The following is a 25,189-nucleotide window of genomic DNA, read 5'->3' on the forward strand; positions in this document are numbered from 1 at the left end:
AGTAAAGTTAGATTAAAAGGTGAAGCAAATGAGTGACCTGATAGGTTCCATAGGCATCCTTGTATTCAGGCTACTCTATGGGGTAGCATTGATACCCCACTCTTTCCCAAAAATTTCCATGAATAAGCAGGTCAAGGAAATGATGAAGCAAATAGGAATTCCCGGTGCGTTTGTGGACCTTTCACTGATAATTGAGCTAGCAGGAGGTTTGCTAGTAATCCTAGGGGTTTAGGTCTCATTGAATTTCATGTATTTTGTATTCAATTCTCGACCCTTGGAGTTCACCGAAGTCGCGGATTAACCCGTTCATCCTTCTCACTCCCATTAGGGGGATAACCCCACTCACCTTACGGTGAGGAAACCCCCACATCTTGAGGTTGAATTTAGATAAGAACCTCTTCATAATGTTAAGTGAAGCATTGAATTGCCTATCAAGGGTGAACCCGCACCTCCCGCACCTGAAGGTCTTGCCAACCGTTCGGGAAACCCATCCACATCTGGGGCAAGACCTGGATGTGAGGTGTGGGTTAACCTCCACTACCTTACAACCGTATAGAGAAGCTTTGTATTTCAACGTGTTAACTAACTTCCTCCAAACAGTCCTTGAAAGCTTACGTGACAGTGAGGCACTAGCATCATCAAACATACCCTGCTTATTCAACCTTTCGAAGACTAAAACATGATTATTGTACAACTCGAGGATGAAGTTAGCCAGCTTGTTAATCAAATCGTTAACCCTATTCCTCTCGCGATGAGAGTACTTCATCAAGAGTCTCCTACCACCCTTCAACTTCTTAGAGGCAATTGACTGTACCTTAGCCCTCTTCATCTGCATGACGTACTTCAAGGAGTAAAGTTGCTTCAGAGAGATCGTGATAAACTTCTCACCATCATAACCGTCGAGTGAAAAGAGATTAGAATCAAACGAAACGACCTCTAGGGGAGTTGTACTCGGTAATTCTTTTCTAAACACCAGATACACTTTATCCTCCTTGATCACCGGTTCTGTTAACTCCATTCCCTCAACTCTTTCAGAGAACCATGTTCCATCCCAAGAATACGTGATATACTCGTGTGGTTTCACGGTTATCCTAACGCTCTTACCAATGATTTTTCTTAGCGTTGTTTTTACTCTTACATAACCCTTCTTCACAAGTGGTGGTTTGAATTCACTTCTTCCCTTCTCAAATCTTCTTCTCCAGGAGTCAAGGATAGAGTATACATCATGAATTGCTTGATCTATGTAGTGTTTTGCTAATCCTTGTGCATTCTCTTTCATTAAGTATTCTCTCAACTCCTTGTATATTTCCTTCTTTTTTGGTAATTCTGCTCTTTTATCCTTTATTTTGATTTTGTTAAACACGTATTTTATCCCTTTGTTCAGTAGGTTTACATAAGCGTGAATTAGTTCTTTGCTTCTTTCCTCCTCATTTCTTATCGCATACGTGAGGTGTACGTATTCTTTTTCTGTCATGAACGTTTTAATTCTTAAGTTCCTCAGCACATTTCTTCACCTTTTCACGCTCATGACCTCTCGTTCCGCCAGAGAACGAGACCAGGATACTGATTAGGTCTTCAATTAATTCCTGCTCTGGCGTCCTGTCCTCTTTTTCCACCACTATTTCGCAACCGTGTGCTTTGCACACTTGCTCGAGTATTTCTAACCCAAATCTTACTAGTCTGTCTGGATAAGCTATCACTATTTTGCTAACTTCGTTGTTTAGTATCATCTTCAAGAGTCTTTGGAACCCTTTTCTTTTCATATTCAGCCCAGATCCTATGTCTGTTATTACGATGTCGTGTTCTGGTACCTTTTCCTTTAAGTAGTTCACTTGGTTCACTAAGTCATCTTTTTGTGCGTTTGATGATACTCTAGCGTAGAGTACTATTTTCTTTTTTCTTATTATCCCCTCAAGTTTCTCTACATCCTCTTCTCTAAATCTCATTTTTCCGGATGGTAGTCTTTCTGGTGTTATTACACCCTTCTTTACATATTCCTGTAATGTTCTGTATGAGATTCCTAATCTCTGGCATACTTCTTTGGGTCTTAGCATCGTAAATAAATTTGTATACAAACTATTTAAACTTCACGGTGTTATGGAAACTGTTTCAAACGGCACCATATACGTGTTGGTGGACTTTGTATTGGCGCTGTTCTTTCTGGGAACTACCATAGTGAGCGTGGCAAAAATGAAGAAACCGCTACCATCCATAACTAATCCTGGATACGACCTGGACATCCTGTTCCTGGCTGGTGCTCTCCTACTTCTCCTCCTAGGCCCCGGCCCCATATCTTTACTGCCTGGCCCACAGCTGTAGGAATTTAAAAGATAGTTATTTTTCAGATGGTCTGGAGATCATATCTTCAAACTTTTCTGATCCTTTTTAAAAAGACGTAGATAATGTAAAGAATTTATAGCAAGATAATAACATTTCATGGCATGAGGTTCCAGTCACTTAATGAACTACAACTCTACCTTGAGGAAGGAGATCCTGTGTTCAGAATGCTAGAGGCTAAGATCATACATCTGGGGCAGGGAGAAGCGGTGGTGGAGGTTCCTTACAAGTACGAAATAACTAGAAGGGGAGGCGTGCTGAACGGGGGTATGATCATGACCATCATGGATTTCACTGGAGGAATAGTGGTGGCAAGCGTAAATGACGGCGATGATCAGGTGACACAGGAGCTTAAGGTGAACTTCCTTGAACCCATGCATAAGGGTCCCTTTCAATGCCATGCAAGAATCCTGAGAAAGGGTTACACAGCGGTGGTCGTTGATATAGAGTTCATGGACAACGAGGGAAAACTAGGCGCTAAGGCCTTAGGAACGTGGTATATTATTAGGGGAAGGAAGGTCACAAAAAGTTAATTTTTATTCAATACCCACTTCTCTCCCCATTGTCCCATCAACTTGAAAATACTTTCTAGTTCCTTACCCTTGCTGGTCAGAGCATACTCCACCTTGAAGGGTCTAGTATCCACTATTCTCCTCTCCACTATACCAGCCTCCTCCATGAACTTGAGGGTGGAGGATAGGGTCTTTGAGCTCAGCCCAGTTTCCCTCAGGAGTTGATTGAAACCCTTCGGTCCATCAAAGAGATACCTCAGTACCAGTAGCCTAGCCTCTGTCCCTATGATCTTAATTGTCTCCACGATAGGACACGTAGCTTTGTTTTGTTCATCACGTGAAATTGATGCCATCTGATTTACATGAAGTAACCTCACTCTTATAAAGGTTCGGAAAACCTCGCTCTTTAGGGCTGGGGATGAATAGCACATCCAAACAAAAACAAATATTAAAGAAGTCCTGACTACCAGTTCGTAATGTATACCTTAAGGTTTCGCGCGTACGCCTCCCCTGACGTGTTGAGGGAGTTGAAATCCCAGTTGAGGTTGCTGTGCGAGGCGTACAACACCTTAAGGTATGCAGACATCACGTTCCACGAAAGGGATGGGAAATGGCTTAACAAGACCGAGTTGAGGCAGCTCGCCCTTAATCTAAGAAGGCAGGACCCTGACTACCAACGCGTTCACTCCCAGGTCTTCCAGAACGTAGCGGACAGGTACTGCGAGGCCAGGGATCGCTTTCTCCAGGGGCTGGCCAGGTTCCCCAGGGAGAAGAAACCTGAAAGGTACAGGTCCCTGGTCTACCCTCAGTCTGGATGGAAGATCCTCTCAACTAGGCCGGCCAGGTCAGGGAAGAAGAGCTGGATTTACCTTTCCCTCTCGGGTCTTGGCGTGTTCAAGGTCCTGGTTCATCGACCGCTTCCAGACAGTGTATCAAGGGTCGCGGTGAAGGTGACACCAACAAACAAGTTATTCGTGTCCTTTCTGGTGGAGGGAGACCTTCACGTTCAAACCGAAAACACAGGCAAGGTCGCTGCACTCGACCTAGGCATCTCCCACCTCCTGGTCACGTCAGACGGCCACTACGTGGATAACCCCCGCTTTCTGGAGAGGGCTCTCCTCAAGTACAGGTCACTCTCCAGGCTTCTCTCCAGAAAGAGGAAAGGCTCGAGCAACTGGGAGAAGGCCAGGCTCCGTCTCGCCAGACTCCTGGAACGGGTGATCAACGCTAAGACCGACTTCTACTACAAGCTGGCCAACGCCCTAGCCAAGCGTTACGACGTCCTGGTGATCGAGGACCTCAACGTGGTGAAGATGACCAGAGACGGGTCAAGAACCCTGAACAGGCATCTCCGTGACGTTTCCTTTTCTAGATTCTCCTTCATCCTGAAATGGGTCTTCCAGAAACACGGTAAAGAGGTCCTACAAGTCAACCCCGCATACTCCTCTCAGACCTGCTCCAGGTGCGGAAAGAAACACCATCTCTCCCTCTCAGACCGCGTCATCACCTGCCAATGTGGCCTAGTTCTTGACCGCGACCTCAACGCCTCCCTCAACCTCCTCAGGAGGGCAGGGTGGGAGCCACCCGTTGAGCCTGTGGAGATGAGACCTCTATGGCAAGCCTCATCCATGAAGCAGGAAGCTCCGCCCTTCAGGGCGGGGTAGCTCACGATCTAAATCTGCTTTAGGAAATAAAATGGCTAGACTTGTAAGGCACGACAAGAATTCCCCATACCAAGTTAAGACGAATAGCGGGGAGACCTTGTGGATATGCGCGTGCGGTCTCTCCAATAACAAACCCTTCTGCGACGGGTCCCATAAGAAAACGCAGGACGAGAACCCCGGCGACATATACGTGTACGATGGGAACAGCAGGGTGAAGGTAAACCCGCTATACATGTGAGAGGCTAATGGAGAATCTTTTTTATTAGCTCTAGCGAGTGGGGGTTTTCCAGGGAGGACGTATCTCCCAGGTCCCTGTTAAGTATTGTGTTCCTTATGAGCCTTCTCATTATCTTGGCGTTTCTGGTCTTTGGCAATTCAGGCACCAGTTTCACTGCTGAGGGTGCTATGGCCTTTCCCAGTTTGTCCTCGAGGTACCTTAACAGTTCTTCCTCTAGACTTTCTTTCATCTCCTTGGGCACTGCTAGACATACTATCTTTTCTCCCTTAACTGGGTCCGGTAACCCAACGCACGCGCTCTCCACTACCGCCTGATGGGCATTGAGGACCGCCTCTATCTCTCCAGGGCCTATTCTCTTCCCAGAGACCTTTATGGTATCGTCGCTCCTTCCCACTATGTAGAAGTATCCATCCTCATCCCTAAGAGCCAGATCCCCATGAACCCAGACGCCCTTCCATCTGGACCAGTAGGTGGAGATGTACCTATCTGGATCCCTCCAGAATCCTCTGGTCATCCCTGGCCAAACACTTAACACCACTAATTCCCCTTCCTCGTTTGGTCCCGTAGGTTTACCGCTCTCGTCGAAGATCTCAGCCCTTATTCCAGGCGATTGTCCATTGAAGGAGGACGGCTTCATTTCCTTGATCACGTAATTGCCCAGTATGCCACCTGAGATCTCCGTACCACCGGAGTAATTGATCACCGGAGATTGTGTGGCTTGGGCTATCCATTTCCAGCTCTCTGGATCTATGGGCTCGCCAGTGTTTCCCACAACCCTCACGTTAAGTTTCATGGAGGGCTTGGAGGACTTGAGGCTCCTGATCAAACTGGCCGATAGACCTAGGACCTTTACCTTCAAGGTATCCACGAAACTCTCCATGATCTCAGGAGTTGCGTAACCGTCCAGAAGGGCAATCCTCCCCCCAAGCATCAGGGACCCAAACACAAGCCATGGCCCCATCATCCATCCCATATCTGAAATCCAGGAAACTCTCTCACTCCTTCTTACGTCAAAATGGAAATACATATCTGCCGAGGCCTTGACCGGAAAGCCACCGTGTACATGAACGCAGCCCTTTGGTCGCCCGGTGGTACCTGAGGTGTAGATGATCATCAGGGGACTCTCAGCCTCTGTTTCCTCATAACCGTCTCCCCCTTCCTTCACTACTTCCCTGAGGTCATGATAATCCTTGAGCTCAGCTGAGGACTTTAGTGCAACCTTAATCACATCAAGTCTCTCTAGGTTCCTGGTGGGTTCTATAAACTTCCCCTTTCTCGCATATCTATCCACAGTGAAGATTGCCTTGGCTCCGCTATCTTCCATTCTGACTCGGATTGGTTCCTCGCCGTAGCCTGAGAAGAGGGGAACTATCACCATCCCGGCCCTTGCTATCCCCAGCATTACGGGAACTATCTCGGCCGTCATGGGCATGTAAACCGCTACCCTGTCACCAGGTGACAATCCCACCTTTCTTAGCCAGCTGGATATGGATTTTGCCCAGCTAAGGGTCTGAGAGTGGGTGAACTCCTTAACTTCCCCTTCCTCGTTCATGGACGAGACAATGGGATCCGGAGAATCCCTTAACTGGTCAGTAACGTTCAGCTTTCCCCCAACAAACCATCTGGGCCATTCCTTTCCTCGAGATAGGTCCAGTACCTTCTCTGGGCTTTTCCTGAACTCCACTCCTATTCTTTTCAGAAATGCGGACCAAAACTCAGGTTCCTTCCAGGTGGACTCCTGAAATTGCTCTAGGGATTGGCTCCTCTCGGTCATCCATTTTCCTATATTACTTTCATCCTTCCATTCAGCGTCGGGCTTCCATGTCAAGCTCTTACCCTGAGGGGAATGCTGTACTCTAGGATTTCAACCTTTTTCCCTATCTCCGGAATACCCTGAACAATCGCCAGAAGACCCCCGGTCGCTTCCTTGAACCTAACCAGGCCCACTGTGATGGGTTCATCCAGCCTCTTTTCCCTGTTATCGAAGTATATTGTCGTGAAGCTGTCCAGATACGGCTCCTTAACTTCCACATACTCTCCGTTCTCCAGGAAGCAATCCTCGCAGTACAGCCTGGGCGGTACGTATACCCTTCCGCACCTGGGGCACTTCCTTCCAAGTATCTTCCCCTCCCTCAAACCCCTGAGGAAAGCCTCGCTGTCTGGTCCCACCGTGTAGACATACCTCTCAACTTCCATAACGTCCTTCCACGTGAGGAGCTCATCCTCTTTCCCATGCTTATCCCACGACATTCATACCACCTCAAAGCACTCTATGTCCTCTATGCTTCCCTCCCTCTTCTCCACAGGTTTCCATCTGGCCCTCACTGTTTTTCCCATGATCCTCATGCTCTTTACGTCGTCATAGGAACAGCAGATTCTGTGAAACAGCCCGGGGTACACGTAATCCCTTGGGGATGAAGGGAAAAGCCTGATGGTTCCCACTATCTCGGGCTCCTCAAGCCTGTCCCTGGTCCACGATATGAAGCTGGCCACAGCGGTCATAACAATTCCCTCATCCTTCACCTCCACCCACTGGGAAGTGGGATAGAAGCAATCCTCGCAGTACAGCCTGGGCGGTACGTATACCCTTCCGCACCTGGGGCACTTCCTTCCAAGTATCTTCCCCTCCCTCAAACCCCTGAGGAAAGTACTGAGGGCCTGCCCTGCTGTGTAGGAGTACTTGGCCTGTGGCCTGTACGTGACGGTGAAGTGTTCCTTCAATTCCTCCTCCTTCAAGGGATGCACCATGATCTCACCTCAATTCCTCATAACTATGACCGTGGAGGCCTGCATCAGATCACCCCACGCTTGAGCCACACCCGTGTGAACGGGTCTCTTCACCTGCATCTTTCCCGCAGTTCCCTTGAGTTGCCAGTATATGCTTATGACTTTCATCAACCCTGCGGCCGCTATGGGATTTCCAACTCCCAGAAGCCCACCGGAGGGACTGCTGGGTATGTCTCCATCCCTATCGAAGAACCCTTCCTTCAGGAGCAGTGGTGCTTCGCCCTTTCTTGCCAACATGAGCCCCTCAAGGTGATGAAGTTCCTTATAATCAAAGGGGTCGTAAGGTTCCACAACGTCTATCTCTCTCTGCGGTCTCTCTATCCCCGCCATTCTGTAGGCCATCCTAGCGGCGTTCTCAAGATACCTTGGGTAGGCCAGTTCCCTATTGGGCCATGAGGTGTTGTCAAGAGTCCATCCCACTCCCTCAACCCATATGGGCGTATCTGTGTATCTCCTCGCAATGTCACCGTCCACGAAAACCATCGCAGCTGCCCCATCACTTACTGGACTCACGTCGAGAAGTTGTACCGGCCACACCAGAACCTCGCTTCTCAGCACATCATCCACAGTGATTTCCCCACCTAGCTGAGCATAGGGATTATTCGCAGCGTTTCTCTTGTTCTTCACCGAGACCAGAGCGATCTCCTCCTTGCTTATCTTATTCACGAACATGTACCTGTGCATTTCCATGGCGAAGATCCAGATGAGGTTTGGGTTCAGCGGTTTCTCCGTGATGGGGTCCCAGATATACCTGAAAACTGCCTGGGGATGAGGTCTACCCGGGCTCATCTTCTCCTCTGCCACAGCAAGGACCTTCTTGCACATCCCGCTGGCCACGTGATACCACCCAGATATTGCCGTCATGACCCCGGTTGCTCCTCCAACGTAGACCCTACTCGCCGGTTTCATCACTCCTCCAGCGCCGTGAGCTAGGTATTCACCCTTCATGTGGACCCCATCGAAGGCATCTGGTGCGCTCCCTATTACCACGCAGTCTATATCCCTTAACTCTAGACCTGCCTCGTCAAGGGCCTTCCTTGAGGCCTCCCACGCTAGTTCCTGGGGTGTTTCCAACATTCTTCTTCTGAAGGGAGTCATTCCGGCACCTATGGCCGCGACCCTTCTGAACTTCAGGTTAGTTTTCATTCTTGCGTCACCTCTGCAATACCGCCACTCCTCCCGTGAAGGTAGGTATCCCTCTCCAGCTCGCTACCACCGCTGAACTGACCCCCTCTCTCATGTACTCTACAGCGTCAAGGACAAGGGAAAGTCCTGACGCCTCCAGGGGATAACCCTTGGCCAGATGGCCTCCCTTAGGGTTAACCGGTAGATAACTCCCCTCATGGAAATATCCTTCCCTCAGCTTCTCCGCCACGTTGTTAACTCCAAGGGCCTCTACGTGTTGCAGTTCCTTATAGCTGTACCTGTCGTCAACGAACATTCCGTTGACCTTTAGGGGAGACTCCAGCTTGGCCATACCAAAGGCCAGTTCAGACGCCTTCCTAAGATAGAAGGCATCGCCCAGCTTGGCCAGTTCCAAGTTGGAATTGTCAGTAGAGAATCCTATTCCCGTGATCCAGATTGGCGTATCATTGAACTTCCTCGCAAAGGTCTCCGAGGCAAGAACAACCACTATGGCCCCATCCACGGGACGGGCGACGTCCACGCGGGTCAGGGGGTAAACAATCATCTCCTGAGAGAGGACATCTTCCTTTGACAGCATTGACGCGTGTGGGGCTCTCCCTGTTTTTAGGCCGCTGGCCCTGTTCTTTATTACCACCTCCGCTAGGTCCTCCCTAGTCACACCGGTTCTGTGCATGAACTTCGTGGCATCCAACCCCGCTATGAAGTGATAGTTAGGAATCTTGGCCTCCCTAACGTAGACGGGATCCATGGCTAACTCCACGATCTCAGGGAAGGTCAGGATATCGCTGGGTTTGGCATGGGATTCAACCACTACAACGTCCGCAACCCCTGAGTTAATCAACATGAACCCGTGTGCTAGCCCTTGGAGTCCATCGCCGGCCACCGTCATTGTTGGCCTCATGGATCCTCCCACGGGGTCTGGGGCGAACTCGTCTGAAATGGATATTCCTTCCCAGAAATCCTCTTGGCATGATATGAAAGCGTCAATCTGTTCCCTTGGGTTCATCCCTCCAGCATCATAAAATGCCCTCTGAGCAGCCTCAAACATCATCTCCCTAAACGAGAGGTCGTGGACATTAGTGGAGAACCCGTACCAACCAATTCCCACAATACCCACGTTCTCCACTATCTCACATGATAATTATGTTTAAAATCCTATATAAAATCTACTTATTTTCACAAGTCTATAAAAGTACACTTAATAAGATTTAAAAAAATTATAACTAGATTAAAGCTCATGTATAAGCTCCTCCACGTGCCTTGAGAGAATCATCCTCTGAACCTCATCTGTACCCTCTCCTATTCTGGTCAGCCTCACGTCCCTGTAGGCTCGCTCAACTCTCGTTAGCTTTGCGTATCCCATTCCTCCCATCACCTGAACCATCCTGTCCACAACCCTGTTGGCGATCCCTGAGGAAACAAGCTTCAGTGACGAGATAAGGGGTTCTGCCTTTCTCCAGTCCCTAGTGAAGGCATTACATGTAACCTCGAGGAGTGCCCTCGCGGACTCAAGCTCCGCAATGGAGTCTGAGAACATCCAGGCTATTCCCTCATGTTCAGTGAGCCTCTTCCCGAAGGCCTGCCTTTCCTTAGCCCAGTTGTAGGCCTCCTCAACAGCTCCCAAAGCAAGTCCCAGGGATATCGCAGAGATAGCTATTCTGCCCACGGAAAGAGCGTATTTCACCACCTCCCATCCTCCCACGAGCTCACCCTCGCAATCGTTCATCCTTATTTTAGCCGTCCCTGTTCCCCTGTTACCCTGGACCTCGATCTTCTCTCTTTCCACGCATTGGGTGTCCCTCACGAGGTAGGCGGATATCTTCCCCTCGTCATTTCTGGCTGCAACTAGAAACACGTTTGCGTAAAGTCCCTGCGTGATCCACATTTTCTCCCCGTCTATCCTCCACGTTCCGTTCACCTTCCTAGCTACTGATCTCATGGAGGAGGTATCTGACCCACAGCATGGTTCACTTAGGGCGAATGAGCCTAGGGTCTTACCCCTGGCCAGTTCCTCCGTTAGATCTTGGTCCCTACCATACTTTCTCAGGGGCGCGTTCACCAGCTCTCCCTGAACGTCCTGCAGGAGCGCGACCGAACCGCTCACCTTGGCTATCTCCTCCAGACAGATCATGGAGTCCAGTAACTCCGCGCCGTAATGAAGGGGATCCAGAATCCCCAGTTCTCCCATCTTCAGGATCAGTTCCCGGGGGTAAAGGTCATCCCTGTCAATCCTGTCCGCTACCCTCAGGATCTCCCTTCTGGCAAAGTCTGAAACTGTGGAAACGAGAAGCTCGTCCATTGATAATTATAGATCTGAAGATATTTAAACATGTATTTTGCGAGTTGATGGGGTAAGTAACGTTTTATAATGGATTGAGCTGTGTCTCCCATGTTTCCAGAGCTACTGGGTATAAGGAAGGAAGAGGAAAGGGAGGGGTACGTAAGAATGTCCATGATCACGGAGGAGAATCAGGTAAACGTACACGGCACCGTGCACGGGGCAGTAATATTTGCGTTGATTGACTCTGCCTTCGAAGCGATAAGTAACCAGGGGAGGAGGGCTGTTGCACTTAACGTAGAGGTGAATTACAGGAGACCAGTGAGTCCAGGGGAGAAACTGGTTGCCGAGGCGTGGCCTGAGTCGCTTGGAAAAACCACTTCAGTGTACAGGATTAGGGTTACGAACTCCCAGGGGAAGGTCGTAGCCATCGCCACTGCACTGTCGTACAGTGTGTTGTAAATTTTCATTCACTGGGAATGAGTTCTGTATTTTAAAGGGTATGAGAAGGTTATCTCATGAACAGACTCGTAGTCATTCTGGTGATCCTAGTTCTGGTTTTCTTCGTACTGGCCTCCTTCGCAGGCACGGTGCATAGGTTCAGCTGGGCTTACTTTCCCACCGAACAGGAGAGTAGCGAAGCCATCATTGTGATGAAGGTATCACAGTACGTTGCGTTTCTGAACGTCAGCGTGAATCTAATACCCATATTCAACGGGTCGTCTACCAGCTACGTCAACAATTCAGTGCAGGTATATTTGCCCAACGGTTCCATCGTGGTGCTCAACTCCATGAGACCAGCTATCTCGTTCAGGGTGGAATTACCCTATGGTGAGGGAGTTCCCCTTGGTGACACTGAGGGCTTCGGATATGGAGGCCATGGTCTCCCCACAATCACCATCAATTATCGCTCGAACTACAGTGACCCGGTCGCATTTTATGTAATTCCCAACTACTTTAGCTACCAGGAGGGCTTAACATCTCACCTACCCTCCCAAGGGCTTGTCACTGCAATGCCCAGCGGAGTGGTATTCTACCTTCTGGTAAACGGAACGGCACTGGTTCAGGTAGAAGGGGTGGGTTACGCATGAGCGACAGAAGTAAGGAACTTCTAGATAAGGTATCCAGGCTGGCAAACTTACTTGAGGATATCAATCTAATTCTGGAGGACGCCAAAAGTACCATATTGATTCCTATTGGGGTGATAATTTCCCTGATAGGTTTCACAATTCTTTACATTGTGGAGTCGCTAGAGTCATCATCTTTCGTGTTGATAACTCCCTACTCCAGTTTCCTCATTATAGGCGTTTTACCCGGCCTCGCACTTGGAATGGCCCTCTTCTATTTCAAACATAGGTCCAACGTCAAGCGGAAGAAGGTACACAGTTTCACTTCTGTATCAGAAGCATTGCAATTCCTGGAGGGAACCGACTGGTCAGAGTTGAGGAAGAGGATTTTCCTAGGCAGGTTGTTACTAGCAATTGGAGTTGTGCTTTTCGTGATACTGGCGTGGCTCGTCATAACGGGGGCGCTTAGCGTCATTATCCTTCTATTGGGAATAGGGTTTCCCTTCCTCACAACCTTTACCATTCCAGTTGCTGGAGCGCTCTCAGCTATCCTAACGGGTTACATTGCGTGGTATACCTGGAAGAATATTATCCTAGGTTCGCTAATTCTTGGTGACCTGCTATGGGACCTTAGGTGGTTAGAGATTGAGTTCCAAGAACGGGGACCTCAGGCCTGACCTCTACGTCATCGCAAGGATAATAGAGGTGCTGAAGAAGAATGGTCCCACCAAGAGGACTCCCCTTGCCAGGGACACCGGTCTAGCTTACGACAGGTTGCTTGTTTACCTCGAATGGATGGAGAGGAGGAACCTCATCAGGATAAACGAGGAGGGGGAGGTTATCCTGACAGAGGAGGGCCTAAAGAGTTACGACGCAATAGTGGACTGGATCCTCAAGTATGTGGGGAAAATAAGGTTCAGACGTTACACTAATCCTTGAACAGCCTCCTTGATATGATCAGCTTCATCACATTCATGGCTCCCTCCGCCCCTACTAGGTAAGAGACTATGCCCCTGAATCCCATCTCCACCATCGCATCCCTGGAGTAGCCATAAGCGCCCATCCACATCATCACGGCCTTCGTTATGTCGAAGGCCACCTGCGGGGCCGTGAGTTTGCTCATGGCTGCTAGCATTGCAGTCTCGTCAGAGTTGGGTTCCCTGTCCATCATCCAGGCTGCCTTGTAGTTGAGAAGCTTCGCCATCTCTAGCCTAGTTTTAAGTTCAGCGGCCTCGAAGGCTATGGCCTCGAAATCCTTGAGCTTGGTCGAGAAAACCTCTCTCTGCTTAACGTACTCTAGTCCCATCTCGAGGATTGCCTCAGCTGCACCTATGCAGGCCCCGGCAACCAGCACTCTTGCGTGGTTAAACCCATCCATGGCGTAGTAGAAGCCCCTGTTCAACTCGCCCACCAAGTTTCCCTCAGGGATCTCCGCGTTGACATACCTCATTATCCCAGTGGAAATTCCCATCCTTCCCATATTCTCTATCTTTGACACCTCTATGCCCTGCGTAGAAGTGGGGACAAAAAACATGGATATTCCCCTGTGACCTGCCTCAGGACTAGTCTTGGCCAGGGTAAGATGTCCTCCACCCCAGTTATAGGCCTCTAGGACACCGCTTATGTAGATCTTCTGTCCGTTCAACACGAACCTTCCATCCTTTCTAGTTGCAAGGGTCTTTATCCCAGCAACGTCGCTTCCTCCGGATGGTTCCGTTGAGGCTACCCCGAGGAACCAATCCCCTGAGGTCACCTTGGGAAGAACGGCTTCCCTCAAACTCTTGGAACCGTATCTGTCCAGCACGTATCCCCAACCGCTCTCCAGAAGGAAATAAACCGCAGTGGCCATGCTGAAGTCAGCCCTGGCTATCTCCTCTGCAGCTATGGTGGACAGAAGGAATCCTGCCCCCTGACCTCCCACGTCCTGAGACGCCGTCATGGCCCATATTCCTAGAGACGACGCCTTCTTGACGAACTCTCTTGGGATCCCCTCCCTATCGATCTTTCCGACAAGTGGCCTAAGTTCCCTCTGGAGGAAATTCCTCAAGTTTTCTCGAAATAGTGATTCTTCCTCTGAGAAAGAGAAGTCCATATAATTATATTATTCAGAAAGTTATAAAAGTATCGTGACGATTCAGATGTTTCAAAAATGTTTTAAATCGAGGTTGTAATCTTATTATTCGACATAGTCAGACTATACGAAGAGCGTTCTCCGAAAGGATTTTCTAATTACTTTTCTGATTAATTTGTTAAACTGAATCGCATGCAATTTTAAACGAGCAGATTTATATCGATAATGACAAATATATATTCATGAGCACGGCTTCAAGAATAATAGAGGAAGATTCAAGGTATTTAATGCAATCATTCAGTAGATGGTATCCCCTAGTGATTGAACGAGCCAAGGGATCCCTGGTCTATGATGTTGACGGAAAGGAGTACATAGACATGAATGCCGGGATAGGGGTTATGGCGCTCGGGCATGGGAACGAGAAGATTGTGCATGCGGTTCAGGAGCAAATGAACAAGTTCTTCCATTACAGCCTGACGGACTTCTATTACGATCTGGCAGTCAGGGTAGCTCGAAAGCTGGTATCCCTGGTGGGGTTTCAGGGTAAGGTGTTTTACACCAACAGCGGGACAGAGAGCGTTGAGGCGAGCCTGAAGATAGCCAGGGGTCACACGAGGAGACAGTACGTAATTGGATTCACCAATTCTTTTCATGGGAGAACCTTCGGCTCCATGTCCTTTACCTCCAGCAAAGCCGTTCAAAGGTCCTCGTTCTCTCCCCTATTACCCTCAACCCTCCTAGTTCCTTATCCCGATAGACACAACCCGCTCTGTCGGGAGGACTGCGCCAGCGCCATCTTGGATTACATTGAGGATTGGGTCCTCAAAAAGATCGTTGATCCCAACGACGTGGCAGGTTTCCTTCTGGAGCCCATCCAGGGAGAGGGAGGAGTTGTAGTCCCCCCTAGGGAGTTCCTCCAGGGTCTTCAGAGAATAGCTAGGAAACATGGGATTCTCCTCATCTTGGATGAGGTGCAGACGGGAATAGGCAGAACCGGCAAGATGTTTGCCTTTGAGCATTTCGGCGTGGAGCCCGACCTGGTATGTCTGGCGAAGGCATTGGGAGGAGGGTTACCCCTAGGGGCAGTTGTGGGTAAGAGCGAGATCATGGACCTTCCGAGGGGATCACATGCCAACACCTTTGGAGGAAACGCGCTTGCCCTGGCCGCAGCGGAGGTCGTGCTTGAGGAAGTCCCCAGACTTCTGGAGAGGGTAAATGCGCAGGGGAAGATAATCACGGATATTCTGAGCTCATCTAGGTCCAGGTACGTGGAGGAGATCAGGGGCATGGGTCTCATGATAGGGGTGGATCTGAGAAAGGATGGGGAACCATATGAGGAGGGACTGGAAAATGTGTTAAGGAGGTCCTTTGAGAGGGGCGTTCTGGCCATAGGTGCAGGTGAATCGGTGGTGAGATTACTTCCTCCTCTCGTTATAGAGGAAGAGCTGGCTAAAAGAGGTAGCTCTATAATAAAGGAGGAGCTAGACAGATTGTAGGTGATGTAGTTGGTGTTCCCGTTCAAGGGCCTCGAGGACTTCAAGATAGACTTGGATCAAGATCATGAACTTTTGCGCACCACAATAAGGGATTTCCTGGAGAGGGAGGTAAGGAATAAGGTTGAAGAGGGGGAAAGGAAGGGAGACCTTGGAGAGGTTAGGGAGAGGATAAAGGAGCTGGGACTTAACGGATTGGATGTGCCCCAGGAGTACGGAGGAGCAGGTGGTGATTATCTCTCTCTTCTAGTTACCACGGAAGAGATCAGCAGGGTCTGGCCCTCACTCTCCACATTCTTCCTGATAAATTGGATGTTCACCAGCGCTCTACTCAGGTTTGGTAGCAAGGAAATCAAGGAAAGATATGTGCCTCCTGTGGCAAGTGGAGAGAAAATAGCAGCCTTTGCCAACACAGAACCCGGAGCGGGCACAGATGTAGCCGGAATGACGTCCGTTGCAAAGAAGATTGATGGAGGTTACATTCTAACAGGGAAGAAGATATTCATCACCAGCGGAGACCTTGCAGATTATATCATTGTTACCGCTAGGACTTCCCCTCCATCCGAGCAGAGATGGAAGGGAATCACCATGTTCGTTGTGGAGAAGGACTTTCCGGGCTTCAAGGTTGAGGGAAGGATAGACACGACTGGGCTAAAGGCATCTCACACCACGGAGATATCCTTTAACGAGGTGAAGGTTCCGGAGGAGAACGTGGTTGGGGAGGTTGGGCAGGGATTCAAGTATGCTGTCTCGTCCTTCGATTACGCCAGAACCATAGTTGCCGCTCAGGCGCTAGGGATAGGCCAAGCTGCCCTGGAAAGGATGGTTAGATACTCCGTGGATAGAAAGAGCTTTGGGCAGAGCATAGCATCGTTTCAGATGGTCCAACAAAAGGTTTCGGAGTCCATGGCGGACCTCACCACATCGAGGCTCCTGGTTTACTGGGCCGGATCCTTGTTCAAGAGGGGAATGGAGAACGAGTACATCATGGCCGCCTCTCTGGCCAAGTTCTTCGCCACAGAGGCTGCTGAGAGGATAGTATTGAGGGCCATGACTGTCCACGGTGGATATGGGGTCACCACCTCCACCGGCCTTGAGAGGATGTTAAGGGATATACAGATCCTTAAGACCTATGAGGGGACTAACGACATTCAAAGAGTCTCCGCGGCTAGACACTTCTACAGGAAGTTCATGGGGCTAAACGTATGATAGGTAAGCCCGTGAGGAGGTTAGAGGATCCAAGGCTGATCTCCGGAAGAGGAAGGTTCATAGACGACATTCACCTACCAGGTGAACTCTTCCTAGGAGTGATAAGATCTCCATATCCAAGGGCAAGATTTCGGGTTCACGGTAATGGAGTAGGGGTCATAACTCAGGCGGATCTGAAAACTAACCCGATGCCCAATTTCTTTTACGAATCAGCGCCCAGGGAATTTCCCCTTGCTGTGGACGAGGCCAGATACGTTGGCGAGCCCATTGCACTGGTGACGGGAAGGGACAGGTATGAGGTTGAGGATTTGAAGGAGAGAGTTGAGGTAGAGTACGACCCCCTCCCACCAGTGGAGAGCGCATGTGAAGCTCTCAACGGCTCTAACTTAGTCCACCAGGAGCTGGGTTCAAACCTGGTGTATCAGGATTCCTTTGAGTACGGAAGGCAACCCTCTTCCTTCAAGACCTTGGAGAAGACCTTTCGCGTTAACAGGATTTCCCCAATGCCACTCGAGACCAACGGGGTTATAGCCGATTACTCACCCGTGGAAGGAAGCCTCACGGTTTACGCTAACACTCAGGTTCCACAGGTATTTAGAACTGCTCTAAGTATAGTTTTTCAGATACCTAGGAGTAGGATAAGGATAATTGTTCCAGATTCAGGTGGAGGATTCGGGGGCAAGATTTTCCTGAAGCCTCTCGTCCTGGCTACCATGGCCTCCATGATCACAGGAAGACCCGTGAAATACATTGAGACCAGAACGGAGCACGTCATGTCCGCAGTTCAGGGCCCAGACAGGGAGTATCATGCTAAGATCATGTACAGGGAAGGAGAGATCCTTGGAATGGAAGTGGATCTCTTGGAAAATTTCGGCGCCTACATGCACACCTATCAGCCTCTTCCAATCCTGAGGCAGATATATCACCTCACAGGGGCTTACAACATTCAATATCTCAAGTTCAACGTTAAGGGAGTGCTGACCAACATGCCTCCTACGGGGCCTTACAGGGGTCTCGGTATTCCACCCGCAGTGTTAGTCTTGGAAAACATGGTCAGCTCCGTGTCCAGAAAGGAGAAGACTACCCAGTGGGAGATCAGGAGGCAGAACTTCATCAAGACTTTACCTCATACCACAATCACGGGGGCAATTTATGACAGTGGGGATTACGTGAAATCCCTGGAGGTCTTGAGGGAAGCCCTTGGAGAGAAGGGGCCAGGTCTCACTGGTATGGGTGTGGCCTTCGCCCTGGAACCGGGTTCCTCCCTGGCCTTTCAGACCCTGGTGGTGAAGAAGGCGAGAACGCCCTATTATGAGGGAGTTTACATCAAGATGGACAGCGGGGGAGACGTCACGGTTTCATTGAGCACGAACTCCATGGGAACAGGTCATGAAACCTCAGTGGCCCAGGTTGTTTCCCACGTTCTGGGAATATCAATGGATAAGATAAGGGTAGTCCTGGGAGATACCTCAGGGCCCCCAGGAACCGGATTCTATGGTAGCAGGTTCTCGGTGGTTGCCATAAGTGCAGTGTATAAGGCCTCAATCAAGCTCAGGGAAAGAATCAGGGAGCTTGTGGCCCAGGTGCTCAATATTGAGGTGGATAGGGTGGAGATCAAGGATGGGATGGTAAGGGTGGGCAACAAAAGTTTTCCAGTGGAGGAAGTAGCTAACCTGGTCTATAACAGGTATCATTCGCCCCTTGATGATATGGGAATAGAGGCTACAGAGGTGTTCAACTCGCCAAACGTCAACGTTGCGGACGAGAGCAGGAGGGTTAACTTCTCCTCAACCTATGGGGTTAACGCCCATGGTGCAATCATAGAAGTTGATCCAGAGACCGGTTTCATCAAGATCAAGAAATACGTTGTGGTAAGCGATAGTGGTAACATAATCAATCCCCTTATAGTGGACGGCCAGCTCATGGGTGGCACCGCAATGGGAATAGGGGCTTCTCTCCTTGAGGTCATAAGATACGTCTCAGGAATTCCACAGCAGACCAACCTGGCAGATTACTGGATGCCCACAGCCCTTGAAATACCTAGGATGGATATCAAGCATCTGATCTCACCATCCCCATTTACCCCCCTGGGAACCAAGGGTGTGGCTGAGGGCGGAGCCACCGTCCCCTATGCCGTCCTCGTTAACGCTCTAGAGGATGCCTTGGGTATCACTTTAAGCCGGGTGGAGGTCCCCATAACGCCAGAGTTCGTCCTTGAACAGCTAGAGAAAAGTGTGGTTAAAGCAATTTAGTTTTCTCCCAGGTTTAAGCAGTTAGGAGATTTCTAGATTTTTTCAGTAATGCTTTAAATCTTAGGCAGGAAAGTTAAAGTATGGAGCTAGCTGAACTTTTCTCGGAGTTTGCCACCTCAACCTCCTTCTCTGACCTTTCTGATAGGGCAGTACATGAGGCCAAGAGAAGGATGTTGGACTCCCTTGCGGTGGCTCACGCTTCAATATCCTCTCCGCCTGCAGAAGTGACGAGAAAGGTAATCCCATACTTTCAGGGTCAGGGCTTGCTTCTGGGAGGAGGTACGTCTTCCCCTGACATGGCTGCATTTTACAACACCCTATTGATCAGATATCTTGACTTTAACGACACTTACCTTTCCCTGGAACCTCTACATCCATCGGACATGATAGGTGGTCTCCTCGCGGTCAATCCCAGACTGAGCGGGAAGGAACTGATCAGGGCCATAGTTCTGGGCTACGAGATTTCAACCAGGTTATGTGATTCCACCTCACTGAGAAAGAAGGGGTACGATCACGTGAATTTCCTTCAGGTTGGATCAGCGGTGGCCCTTGGAGTGGCTCTAGGTCTCAACAAGGAACAGCTTCAGAACGCCATTTCCATAACTTTGGTTCCGCATGTGGCACTGAGGGAAACCCGTTCTGGAAGCCTAAGCATGTGGAAGGCTGGAGCAACGGCAGAGGCTGTGAGGAACTCGGTTTTTGCTGTCCTGCTTGCAAAGTCTGGGTTCACCGGTCCCTCAACACCATTCTCGGGAAAGATGGGGTTCAAGAACGTGATTGCCCCCGATATGTCCGATGAGCCCTTCAAGAACCTGGGAACCGGCAAGATCCTGGAGACATACATAAAGAAGTATCCTGTGGAGTATCATGCTCAGGCAGCTGTGGAGGCCGGCCTCAGATTGAGGAGCCAGTTGAGGGGAGAGATATCCAAGATCACCGTGGAAACGTACGAGGCGGGAAGGACAATTCTTGCTGACGAAGGTAAATGGGATCCAAAGAACAAGGAAACGGCAGATCATAGCTTACCCTTCATAGTAGCAGTTACCCTGCTCACGGGCGAGTTCTGGCTTGACGCCTATGACCTGATAGGGGATCCAAAGGTCACGGAACTCATGAGAAAGATCGAGGTTGTAGAGAACGAGAAATACACCAAGGTCTATCCCTCAGAGTTACCCACCGCGATTGTTGTCAAGACCACGCAGGGCATCTTCTCCGAAGAGGTCAGAATCCCCAGGGGGCATTACAAGAACCCCATGAGCGATGAGGAGGTGGAGGAGAAGGCCAAGAAACTGGGTTTAAGTAAGGATGTCGCGAACAAGATCTGGAACCTGGAGAAGATGGAGGTGAAGGATATTGTCTCTTGGTAAGGAGTTCACCATAGTACCAGGGGTGTTCAACCCGTTTACCGCCCTTCTCGCCGAGAGGGTAGGGTTTAAGGCTGTATATCTTTCTGGAGGGGCCCTTACCTCATCCCTGGGGTTGCCCGATATTGGGATCATAGACCTCTACGAGCTGGTGGACATGGTAAGGAGAATAAGGGAAGTAACATCAATTCCCATGATTGTGGATGCTGACACGGGATTTGGAGAGGCACTCAACGTGTACAGGACTGTCTCCCTTCTGGAAAGGGCAGGGGCGGACGCGATTCAGATAGAGGACCAGAGAATGCCCAAGAAATGCGGTCACCTGGACGGAAAGGAGGTTGTACCCCATACGGAGATGGTCTCCAAGATAAAGGCTGCGGTGAGGGCAAGAAAAAACAGCAAGATCATCGCCAGGGTGGACTCAAGGGCAGTTTTCGGCCTGCAGGACGCCATAGAGAGGGCAAAGGCCTACCTGGAGGCCGGGGCAGATATAATCTTTCCAGAGGCGCTTCAGTCCAAGGAGGAGTTCAGGGAATTTGCCAAGGCGGTTAATGCTCCTCTCCTAGCTAACATGACAGAGTTCGGTAAAACTCCTCTAATAACTGCAAAGGAATTCCAGGAAATGGGCTACACATACGTGATCTTCCCTGTAACAATCTTTAGGGTAGCTGCCAAGGCCATGGAGGAGGCACTGAAGACCCTGATGAATGAGGGGACTCAGAAGAACCTCATGGACAAGATGATGACGAGAAAGGAACAGTACGAGGTCATCCATTATGACTTTTATGAGAAGTTAGATAAAGAACTAGCATAACTTTTATTAAAATCGAAATGTAATATATCTATTATGGCGAGTATTGTAAAGCACCTGATAAGTAAAAATCCCGTTGCGGTGGAGAGAGGGACTCCTGTCATCAAGGCTGTTGAGCTCATGGCTTCTCACAACATGGGTTCTGTCATTATAACCAAGGATGGTAAGCTCGCCGGGATCATCACAGAGAGGGATGTGATTAGGGGAATTGCGCGGGGCATTAGCCTTAACCAGCCGGTGGAGGAGTTTGGAACCATGAAGGACCTTGTGACTGTGAGGGAGGATGATACCGTGTACACCGCTGTCAAGAAGATGGCGGAGAGGAATTTGAGGCATCTGATCGTGGTGGACAGGGACGGGAACCTCAAGGGAGTGATCTCCGTCAGGGATATCATAAGGGAATCTCACGTGTTAAAGGCAATTTCCCAGGTAGAGGGAGAGGAATTTCCTGGAAGTGATTGAAATGAGTCAGATAAGTAGAGGATTGGAAAACGTATTCATCAAGACAACCTCGTTAACCTATATAGACGGGGAAAACGGAATACTGAGGTACGGTGGGTACGACATTGAGGATCTGGTGGAACACACCAGCTTCGAGGAAGTTGTTCATCTAATGCTGTACGGGGATTTACCCACGAAACTTCAACTGCAGAGGTTGAAGAGCGCATTGGACGAGGCATACGAGGTACCCCAACAGGTCATAGACATGATATATTCCTTGCCAAGGGATTCTGACGCTGTTGGCATGATGGAGACTGCCTTTTCTGCCCTTTCCTCCATTTACGGAATGCCCTGGAATAAGGCCACGAACAGGGACAACGCGATTAAGCTTGTGGCAAGGGCCTCCACGGTCGTGGCAAACGTTCTCAGGGCGAAGGAAGGGAAGAAGCCAGCCATTCCTGAACCTTCCGAAAGTTTTGCGAAGAGCTTCCTTAAGGCCTCATTTTCCAGAACGCCCACGGATGAGGAGGTTAAGGCCATGGACGCTGCTCTTATCCTTTACGCCGATCATGAGGTACCCGCATCTACCACAGCTGCACTGGTCACTTCATCGACTCTCTCCGATATTTACTCCTGCGTAGTGGCAGCCCTTGCGGCACTTAAGGGTCCACTTCACGGTGGAGCTGCCGAGGAAGCATTCAAACAGTTTGTGGAAATTGGGGAGCCCGACATGACAGAAACTTGGTTTAAGAGGAAGATAGTGGAGGGTAAGTCCAGGCTAATGGGCTTCGGACACAGGGTGTACAAGACCTACGATCCCAGGGCAAAGATATTCAAGAAATATGCCAAGCTCCTCTCAGAGAGGAATCAGGAGGCAAGGAGATACTTCGAAATAGCGCAGAAGCTGGAGGAGCTAGGAGTGGAGAGTTTCGGAGCCAAGCACATCTTCCCCAATACTGACTTCTACTCCGGAGTAGTGTTCTACGCTCTAGGATTCCCGGTTTACATGTTTACTTCCCTGTTTGCCCTTTCCAGAACGTTGGGATGGACGGCTCATGTCATAGAATACGTGGAGGATCAGCATAGGCTCATAAGGCCCAGGGCTTTGTACGTCGGTCCTCTTAAGAGGGAGATAGTGCCCATAGAACTAAGGGGGTAGCTCTTTCCTCAGCTTAAACTCTAATATCTTCTTTTCTTACTTAATTGTAATGCCTAAGAGACCAAAGTTAAACATTGCGCTTTATGACGGAATAAGAAGAGGTTCCCTTGCTCTCATACTGTTTGCCACCTTTCTAGGAATGTCCGTTGAGACCGTTGACACATCTCTCTACTTTTTACCCCTCGTGATATCGTACATAATGTTATTTCTCTTCGGATGGTTGAACAGGAAATCCTTCTCCTCTCTCGGTGAAAAGTTCAGCCTTTCTGTAAGACTTTATCCGGTATTAATGACAGGTCTGGTTCTTGGTTTTGTCTCCTCCGTAATGGTGGAGATCAGGGTTAACCCATCAGTTTTTTCGATTTTAGAATTCATTGGTATTCTTCTGGTCCTCAGTTACCTCTTCGAATACTCTCTAGAGATGGTAAGGCTCAGCGATGACTTTGGTTCTAGGGGATTGAAGATAGCTTCCGGCATACTGGCTATATCCATTCCAGTTTATCTCATAGTTGGTGCAATTCCCTTTGCCATACTCGTTACCGCTGGAGGAATGTACGCGTATGTAGAAATGACAAAAATAGTAAATATCTATAAAAATGAATGAGTTAAAGCCTATATGTATACCTGGTTTTCGAGGATGGAATCATAATAAGGGAGATCAAGAGTAGAATTGTGGGAAGATACAACCTAGGCAAAGGAGCGAAGTAATCTAAATAGGGAGTTGCAAAACCCATGTAGTAAAGAACCACTGAGAGCACCAGAAGGGCTATTCCTAGGGCAAGCCACCCCTTCATGTAAACGTAATGGACGAACAACTCCTGCCAGTCCGCCTTGCTAGTCTCAACCATGATGGCCTCTCCCTTCATGAAAGCTAGGCTCTTCTTGCTCCCCATCATCGCGAACCCGTTCATCCTCTTGAACCCGAGCTCTCTAGCTTCCTCGTTCCCCTTCTCCACGTTAAACTTGAGAATGCCAGCCAACTCCTCGCTAACATTCACCTTCTCTACCACATTCCACTTCTCATCAACCTTAACGTGACCGAGATATCCCTTGATCTTCATTGTGCCATCACCCCCTGAAAAGCTTCAAGGACCTTGTTCCAGTTGGTCTTCACTGCGTCAACAAAGACCACGTAGTTTCCCATGACCGCTATACCTAGGTTGTCAAGGATCATAGCAAACCCCAACAGCTCTCCCATATCCAGTTTCTTGGCTTCATCTTCCCCTATCCTGTAGTTCTCCTTGAGGAATGCGCTTAACTTGTTTAAGTCCACATTAATATCCTCTCCCATAACCTTTCTCATCCCCCCTTCCTCAATCCTGTAAACCGCCCTAAGTCCAGGTATGATCTCAAATCCCATTTCTATCAACTATATCATTCGCTTTTTAACTTTTAAACCTTTCTTAGTTAACATAATGTTAGTTTTTAACTGTATTTTTAAAAAATAATATCGTAATAGGATTAACTTAATAGAATATACACGCAGTGGAGCATATGTAGGCGCCTACGAAGGCTAGTGCCATCACGTACGAGAACGAGTAGTCTATTGTGCTGTAGAACAGAAGCCCTCCAGCGGCAGCGATTGCAATGAACACCGCGTTGAGCAATCCCAGAATTCTCAGTCCTCTCCTGCTCTCCCTCGCCGTTGCAGTGTAGAGGGCCAGCCCAAAGAACGCTGTGAGCATGGCGAAGCTAATGTGGGCTGAAAGAATGAAGGATTGCCAGCTCGCCTCAATAGGAAACTTATCATAAAGTAATGCAGCCACTCCAGCTATGAAAGCTCCAGTCATGAAAAGGGTCTCAACTATGGCCAGATTAGTCGTTAGCCTTGATTTGGGTCCAACTCCAGTCAGAGCCATGACTATCATGATATATTGGAAAATAAGGTTTTAAAAATTTTTATGTTATCTTTCAGTGAGATAAACAGTAGAAGAGAAGTCCCGAAGTAGTGAAGAGGGTGCCAACGAATCCCACAGCCATTCCCAGCGCATAAGAGGGATCCACGAAACCTCCGAAATAGAAGAGTCCTTCGAAAGCGGCAACCAGAACGAACAGAACGTTGAACAGCGCTATTGCCTTTAACTTGATCTCGTTAGTCCTCATTGCCGCAGCCAAGATGATTATACTGAGAATCGCCACGGTGATGGCTCCGTAAATATGTGCCGTAATTGCTGCCCCTGCCAATCCAAGGTTGAAGATAGGTATCCCCATTCCTGCAGAATACAGACCGATCAGGGTCAGTATCTCCAGCATTGAAAGCCCGGTAACGTAGTTATGACGAGCCACTAAGTCCATTATTTTGTATACCCTAGTCTCGAGGCTCATTTCACTCACATTATTTAGGTAAATCTTTAATCTAA

General features: G+C 49.1%; 31 protein-coding genes. 17 read left to right on the forward strand and 14 right to left on the reverse strand.

Features of this window, described 5'->3' with window-relative positions; genetic code table 11:
- Nucleotides 1-28 precede the first annotated feature (28 nt).
- Nucleotides 29-232: a DoxX family protein gene (locus QVC96_RS04245; RefSeq protein WP_287689991.1), complete on the forward strand. Its 204-nt coding sequence runs from the start codon at nucleotides 29-31 to the stop codon at nucleotides 230-232.
- Nucleotides 233-235: 3 nt separating this feature from the next.
- Here QVC96_RS04245 and QVC96_RS04250 read toward each other — a convergent pair whose 3' ends face one another.
- Entirely contained in the window at nucleotides 236-1,504 is a 1,269-nt protein-coding gene (locus QVC96_RS04250) for a transposase (protein WP_287689992.1), read from the reverse strand.
- Nucleotides 1,482-2,054, reverse strand: coding sequence for an IS607 family transposase (locus QVC96_RS04255; protein ID WP_287689993.1), 573 nt, complete (start codon nucleotides 2,052-2,054; stop codon nucleotides 1,482-1,484). The genes QVC96_RS04250 and QVC96_RS04255 overlap by 23 nt, the downstream gene beginning before the upstream one ends.
- 43 nt (nucleotides 2,055-2,097) lie before the next feature.
- Here QVC96_RS04255 and QVC96_RS04260 point away from each other — a divergent pair, with 43 nt between their 5' ends.
- The gene (locus tag QVC96_RS04260; RefSeq protein ID WP_287689994.1) at nucleotides 2,098-2,319 is read left to right on the forward strand and encodes a hypothetical protein; all 222 of its coding nucleotides are present in this window, start codon (nucleotides 2,098-2,100) and stop codon (nucleotides 2,317-2,319) included.
- Nucleotides 2,320-2,441: 122 nt separating this feature from the next.
- Nucleotides 2,442-2,870: a PaaI family thioesterase gene (locus tag QVC96_RS04265; RefSeq protein ID WP_238026107.1), complete on the forward strand. Its 429-nt coding sequence runs from the start codon at nucleotides 2,442-2,444 to the stop codon at nucleotides 2,868-2,870.
- Here QVC96_RS04265 and QVC96_RS04270 read toward each other — a convergent pair.
- Nucleotides 2,867-3,154: a winged helix-turn-helix transcriptional regulator gene (locus QVC96_RS04270; RefSeq protein ID WP_425597979.1), complete on the reverse strand. Its 288-nt coding sequence runs from the start codon at nucleotides 3,152-3,154 to the stop codon at nucleotides 2,867-2,869. The two genes, QVC96_RS04265 and QVC96_RS04270, sit on opposite strands and share 4 nt — an antisense overlap.
- A 171-nt stretch (nucleotides 3,155-3,325) precedes the next feature.
- On the opposite strand from QVC96_RS04270, the gene QVC96_RS04275 reads away from it, so the two are divergent.
- Nucleotides 3,326-4,513: an RNA-guided endonuclease InsQ/TnpB family protein gene (locus QVC96_RS04275; protein ID WP_287689995.1), complete on the forward strand. Its 1,188-nt coding sequence runs from the start codon at nucleotides 3,326-3,328 to the stop codon at nucleotides 4,511-4,513.
- A gap of 31 nt (nucleotides 4,514-4,544) precedes the next feature.
- The gene (locus QVC96_RS04280; protein WP_287689996.1) at nucleotides 4,545-4,751 is read left to right on the forward strand and encodes a CDGSH iron-sulfur domain-containing protein; all 207 of its coding nucleotides are present in this window, start codon (nucleotides 4,545-4,547) and stop codon (nucleotides 4,749-4,751) included.
- 4 nt (nucleotides 4,752-4,755) lie between these two features.
- On the opposite strand, the gene QVC96_RS04285 is transcribed toward QVC96_RS04280, so the two are convergent.
- From QVC96_RS04285 to QVC96_RS04310, 6 genes are all read right to left on the reverse strand, one after another.
- Entirely contained in the window at nucleotides 4,756-6,579 is a 1,824-nt protein-coding gene (locus QVC96_RS04285; RefSeq protein ID WP_287689997.1) for an AMP-binding protein, read from the reverse strand.
- Complete coding sequence (locus QVC96_RS04290; RefSeq protein ID WP_287689998.1) at nucleotides 6,576-7,001, reverse strand: Zn-ribbon domain-containing OB-fold protein; 426 nt, start codon at nucleotides 6,999-7,001, stop codon at nucleotides 6,576-6,578. The genes QVC96_RS04285 and QVC96_RS04290 overlap by 4 nt, the downstream gene beginning before the upstream one ends.
- A complete protein-coding gene (locus tag QVC96_RS04295) occupies nucleotides 7,002-7,499 on the reverse strand; it encodes a Zn-ribbon domain-containing OB-fold protein (RefSeq protein ID WP_238026114.1) in 498 nt (165 codons plus the stop codon).
- Nucleotides 7,500-7,508: 9 nt separating this feature from the next.
- A complete protein-coding gene (locus tag QVC96_RS04300; RefSeq protein ID WP_238026115.1) occupies nucleotides 7,509-8,684 on the reverse strand; it encodes a thiolase domain-containing protein in 1,176 nt (391 codons plus the stop codon).
- A gap of 7 nt (nucleotides 8,685-8,691) precedes the next feature.
- The gene (locus tag QVC96_RS04305; protein ID WP_287689999.1) at nucleotides 8,692-9,810 is read right to left on the reverse strand and encodes a thiolase domain-containing protein; all 1,119 of its coding nucleotides are present in this window, start codon (nucleotides 9,808-9,810) and stop codon (nucleotides 8,692-8,694) included.
- 102 nt (nucleotides 9,811-9,912) lie between these two features.
- Complete coding sequence (locus QVC96_RS04310; protein ID WP_238026117.1) at nucleotides 9,913-10,983, reverse strand: acyl-CoA dehydrogenase family protein; 1,071 nt, start codon at nucleotides 10,981-10,983, stop codon at nucleotides 9,913-9,915.
- Between the two features lie 90 nt (nucleotides 10,984-11,073).
- Here QVC96_RS04310 and QVC96_RS04315 point away from each other — a divergent pair, with 90 nt between their 5' ends.
- From QVC96_RS04315 to QVC96_RS04330, 4 genes are read left to right on the forward strand one after another with little or no spacing between them, the layout of a single operon-like run.
- A complete protein-coding gene (locus QVC96_RS04315) occupies nucleotides 11,074-11,424 on the forward strand; it encodes a PaaI family thioesterase (RefSeq protein ID WP_238026118.1) in 351 nt (116 codons plus the stop codon).
- Nucleotides 11,425-11,480: 56 nt separating this feature from the next.
- Entirely contained in the window at nucleotides 11,481-12,053 is a 573-nt protein-coding gene (locus tag QVC96_RS04320) for a hypothetical protein (RefSeq protein WP_287690000.1), read from the forward strand.
- Nucleotides 12,050-12,706 (forward strand): hypothetical protein, encoded by a 657-nt coding sequence (locus tag QVC96_RS04325; protein WP_287690001.1) that lies wholly within the window; start codon nucleotides 12,050-12,052, stop codon nucleotides 12,704-12,706. Before QVC96_RS04320 ends, QVC96_RS04325 begins: the two co-directional genes overlap by 4 nt.
- A complete protein-coding gene (locus QVC96_RS04330; RefSeq protein ID WP_287690002.1) occupies nucleotides 12,675-12,968 on the forward strand; it encodes a winged helix-turn-helix domain-containing protein in 294 nt (97 codons plus the stop codon). Before QVC96_RS04325 ends, QVC96_RS04330 begins: the two co-directional genes overlap by 32 nt.
- Here the strand turns inward: QVC96_RS04330 and QVC96_RS04335 are convergent.
- On the reverse strand, nucleotides 12,958-14,121 hold the full coding sequence (locus QVC96_RS04335) for an acyl-CoA dehydrogenase family protein (RefSeq protein ID WP_287690003.1): 1,164 nt from the start codon (nucleotides 14,119-14,121) through the stop codon (nucleotides 12,958-12,960). The genes QVC96_RS04330 and QVC96_RS04335 overlap by 11 nt on opposite strands.
- A 221-nt stretch (nucleotides 14,122-14,342) precedes the next feature.
- Between QVC96_RS04335 and QVC96_RS04340 the strand changes: the two genes are divergently transcribed.
- The 8 genes from QVC96_RS04340 (at nucleotide 14,343) to QVC96_RS04375 (ending at nucleotide 23,433) form a co-directional block, all read left to right on the forward strand.
- A complete protein-coding gene (locus QVC96_RS04340) occupies nucleotides 14,343-15,596 on the forward strand; it encodes an acetyl ornithine aminotransferase family protein (RefSeq protein WP_287690004.1) in 1,254 nt (417 codons plus the stop codon).
- A 9-nt stretch (nucleotides 15,597-15,605) separates the two neighbouring features.
- Nucleotides 15,606-16,802: an acyl-CoA dehydrogenase family protein gene (locus QVC96_RS04345; RefSeq protein WP_287690005.1), complete on the forward strand. Its 1,197-nt coding sequence runs from the start codon at nucleotides 15,606-15,608 to the stop codon at nucleotides 16,800-16,802.
- Complete coding sequence (locus QVC96_RS04350; protein ID WP_287690006.1) at nucleotides 16,799-19,054, forward strand: xanthine dehydrogenase family protein molybdopterin-binding subunit; 2,256 nt, start codon at nucleotides 16,799-16,801, stop codon at nucleotides 19,052-19,054. Before QVC96_RS04345 ends, QVC96_RS04350 begins: the two co-directional genes overlap by 4 nt.
- Nucleotides 19,055-19,134: 80 nt before the next feature.
- Nucleotides 19,135-20,421 (forward strand): MmgE/PrpD family protein, encoded by a 1,287-nt coding sequence (locus tag QVC96_RS04355; RefSeq protein ID WP_238026126.1) that lies wholly within the window; start codon nucleotides 19,135-19,137, stop codon nucleotides 20,419-20,421.
- Complete coding sequence (prpB, locus tag QVC96_RS04360) at nucleotides 20,408-21,232, forward strand: methylisocitrate lyase (RefSeq protein WP_255776180.1); 825 nt, start codon at nucleotides 20,408-20,410, stop codon at nucleotides 21,230-21,232. Before QVC96_RS04355 ends, prpB begins: the two co-directional genes overlap by 14 nt.
- A gap of 33 nt (nucleotides 21,233-21,265) precedes the next feature.
- Entirely contained in the window at nucleotides 21,266-21,691 is a 426-nt protein-coding gene (locus QVC96_RS04365) for a CBS domain-containing protein (RefSeq protein WP_238026127.1), read from the forward strand.
- 1 nt (nucleotide 21,692) lies between these two features.
- Nucleotides 21,693-22,829, forward strand: a complete 1,137-nt coding sequence (gene gltA, locus QVC96_RS04370; RefSeq protein ID WP_287690007.1) for a citrate synthase — start codon at nucleotides 21,693-21,695, stop codon at nucleotides 22,827-22,829.
- 49 nt (nucleotides 22,830-22,878) lie between these two features.
- Nucleotides 22,879-23,433 (forward strand): hypothetical protein, encoded by a 555-nt coding sequence (locus QVC96_RS04375; RefSeq protein ID WP_238026129.1) that lies wholly within the window; start codon nucleotides 22,879-22,881, stop codon nucleotides 23,431-23,433.
- Between the two features lies 1 nt (nucleotide 23,434).
- Here QVC96_RS04375 and QVC96_RS04380 read toward each other — a convergent pair whose 3' ends face one another.
- From QVC96_RS04380 to QVC96_RS04395, 4 genes are all read right to left on the reverse strand, one after another.
- The gene (locus QVC96_RS04380) at nucleotides 23,435-23,890 is read right to left on the reverse strand and encodes a hypothetical protein (protein WP_238026130.1); all 456 of its coding nucleotides are present in this window, start codon (nucleotides 23,888-23,890) and stop codon (nucleotides 23,435-23,437) included.
- A complete protein-coding gene (locus QVC96_RS04385; protein ID WP_238026177.1) occupies nucleotides 23,887-24,189 on the reverse strand; it encodes a hypothetical protein in 303 nt (100 codons plus the stop codon). Before QVC96_RS04385 ends, QVC96_RS04380 begins: the two co-directional genes overlap by 4 nt.
- A 106-nt stretch (nucleotides 24,190-24,295) precedes the next feature.
- Nucleotides 24,296-24,697 carry a hypothetical protein gene (locus tag QVC96_RS04390; RefSeq protein ID WP_238026131.1) on the reverse strand — a complete coding sequence of 134 codons (402 nt, stop codon included), beginning with the start codon at nucleotides 24,695-24,697 and terminating at the stop codon, nucleotides 24,296-24,298.
- A 43-nt stretch (nucleotides 24,698-24,740) separates the two neighbouring features.
- Nucleotides 24,741-25,154 carry a hypothetical protein gene (locus QVC96_RS04395; protein WP_287690415.1) on the reverse strand — a complete coding sequence of 138 codons (414 nt, stop codon included), beginning with the start codon at nucleotides 25,152-25,154 and terminating at the stop codon, nucleotides 24,741-24,743.
- Between the last annotated feature and the right edge of the window lie 35 nt (nucleotides 25,155-25,189).

Source organism: Metallosphaera javensis (ex Sakai et al. 2022), assembly GCA_021654415.1.
In the GTDB taxonomy this organism is placed as follows: Archaea; Thermoproteota; Thermoprotei_A; order Sulfolobales; family Sulfolobaceae; genus Metallosphaera; species Metallosphaera javensis.

Excerpts from the sequence above, each read along its gene's own strand:
- QVC96_RS04385 (WP_238026177.1), bottom strand. The coding sequence starts at position 24,189 with ATGGGATTTGAGATCATACCTGGACTTAGGGCGGTTTACAGGATTGAG.
- gltA (WP_287690007.1), top strand. The coding sequence starts at position 21,693 with ATGAGTCAGATAAGTAGAGGATTGGAAAACGTATTCATCAAGACAACC.
- QVC96_RS04355 (WP_238026126.1), top strand. The coding sequence starts at position 19,135 with ATGGAGCTAGCTGAACTTTTCTCGGAGTTTGCCACCTCAACCTCCTTC.
- QVC96_RS04395 (WP_287690415.1), bottom strand. The coding sequence starts at position 25,154 with ATGAGCCTCGAGACTAGGGTATACAAAATAATGGACTTAGTGGCTCGT.
- QVC96_RS04380 (WP_238026130.1), bottom strand. The coding sequence starts at position 23,890 with ATGAAGATCAAGGGATATCTCGGTCACGTTAAGGTTGATGAGAAGTGG.
- QVC96_RS04350 (WP_287690006.1), top strand. The coding sequence starts at position 16,799 with ATGATAGGTAAGCCCGTGAGGAGGTTAGAGGATCCAAGGCTGATCTCC.
- QVC96_RS04295 (WP_238026114.1), bottom strand. The coding sequence starts at position 7,499 with ATGGTGCATCCCTTGAAGGAGGAGGAATTGAAGGAACACTTCACCGTC.
- QVC96_RS04290 (WP_287689998.1), bottom strand. The coding sequence starts at position 7,001 with ATGTCGTGGGATAAGCATGGGAAAGAGGATGAGCTCCTCACGTGGAAG.
- QVC96_RS04390 (WP_238026131.1), bottom strand. The coding sequence starts at position 24,697 with ATGATAGTCATGGCTCTGACTGGAGTTGGACCCAAATCAAGGCTAACG.
- QVC96_RS04255 (WP_287689993.1), bottom strand. The coding sequence starts at position 2,054 with ATGCTAAGACCCAAAGAAGTATGCCAGAGATTAGGAATCTCATACAGA.
- QVC96_RS04280 (WP_287689996.1), top strand. The coding sequence starts at position 4,545 with ATGGCTAGACTTGTAAGGCACGACAAGAATTCCCCATACCAAGTTAAG.
- QVC96_RS04365 (WP_238026127.1), top strand. The coding sequence starts at position 21,266 with ATGGCGAGTATTGTAAAGCACCTGATAAGTAAAAATCCCGTTGCGGTG.
- QVC96_RS04315 (WP_238026118.1), top strand. The coding sequence starts at position 11,074 with ATGTTTCCAGAGCTACTGGGTATAAGGAAGGAAGAGGAAAGGGAGGGG.
- QVC96_RS04260 (WP_287689994.1), top strand. The coding sequence starts at position 2,098 with ATGGAAACTGTTTCAAACGGCACCATATACGTGTTGGTGGACTTTGTA.
- QVC96_RS04335 (WP_287690003.1), bottom strand. The coding sequence starts at position 14,121 with ATGGACTTCTCTTTCTCAGAGGAAGAATCACTATTTCGAGAAAACTTG.
- QVC96_RS04275 (WP_287689995.1), top strand. The coding sequence starts at position 3,326 with ATGTATACCTTAAGGTTTCGCGCGTACGCCTCCCCTGACGTGTTGAGG.
- QVC96_RS04320 (WP_287690000.1), top strand. The coding sequence starts at position 11,481 with ATGAACAGACTCGTAGTCATTCTGGTGATCCTAGTTCTGGTTTTCTTC.
- QVC96_RS04340 (WP_287690004.1), top strand. The coding sequence starts at position 14,343 with ATGAGCACGGCTTCAAGAATAATAGAGGAAGATTCAAGGTATTTAATG.
- QVC96_RS04310 (WP_238026117.1), bottom strand. The coding sequence starts at position 10,983 with ATGGACGAGCTTCTCGTTTCCACAGTTTCAGACTTTGCCAGAAGGGAG.
- QVC96_RS04265 (WP_238026107.1), top strand. The coding sequence starts at position 2,442 with ATGAGGTTCCAGTCACTTAATGAACTACAACTCTACCTTGAGGAAGGA.
- QVC96_RS04245 (WP_287689991.1), top strand. The coding sequence starts at position 29 with ATGAGTGACCTGATAGGTTCCATAGGCATCCTTGTATTCAGGCTACTC.
- QVC96_RS04300 (WP_238026115.1), bottom strand. The coding sequence starts at position 8,684 with ATGAAAACTAACCTGAAGTTCAGAAGGGTCGCGGCCATAGGTGCCGGA.
- QVC96_RS04375 (WP_238026129.1), top strand. The coding sequence starts at position 22,879 with ATGCCTAAGAGACCAAAGTTAAACATTGCGCTTTATGACGGAATAAGA.
- QVC96_RS04325 (WP_287690001.1), top strand. The coding sequence starts at position 12,050 with ATGAGCGACAGAAGTAAGGAACTTCTAGATAAGGTATCCAGGCTGGCA.